1 protein-coding gene is annotated in these 417 nt (G+C 71.0%); it reads right to left on the reverse strand.

Features of this window, described 5'->3' with window-relative positions:
- A partial coding sequence (locus AC1DSF_RS31015; RefSeq protein ID WP_478184146.1) for a DNA-formamidopyrimidine glycosylase family protein occupies positions 1–359 on the reverse strand: 359 nt, incomplete at its 3' end.
- Positions 360–417 lie beyond the last annotated feature (58 nt).

Consider the following 417-nt stretch of genomic DNA (forward strand, 5'->3'; position numbering starts at 1 on the left):
TTCTCGGCCCGCGTCACCACCCGGCACTGGTTGGGCCCACGCAGGTCGGACCAGACCCGGTCCCCGACCATCCGGAGCCGCACGACGCCTTCGATCGGGCCGGGCTCGTCGACCCCGTCGGCGAAGGCACCGAACCGGAAGATGCCGGCCAGCCCGAGGTGCACGTGGATCCACCGTTCGCCGGGGAACTCCAGGAACAGGTGCTTGCCGTGTGCTTCGGCCCCGACCATCACCTCGCCGTCGAGCAGCTTGGCCCCGTCGGCGAAGCGGCCTTGGGGGCTGGACAGCTCGACGGTACGGCCGGCGAAACGCTCGGCGTGGTCGTCGGCGAGGCGGTGGATGGTGTGGCCTTCGGGCACTCGTGTCTCCCTTTCCGGTCCTCGGGTGAGCAGGGCACCCCCCTGACCCCCCGAAATC

The sequence above is a fragment of the Variovorax sp. 01N429 genome, from assembly GCF_056399425.1.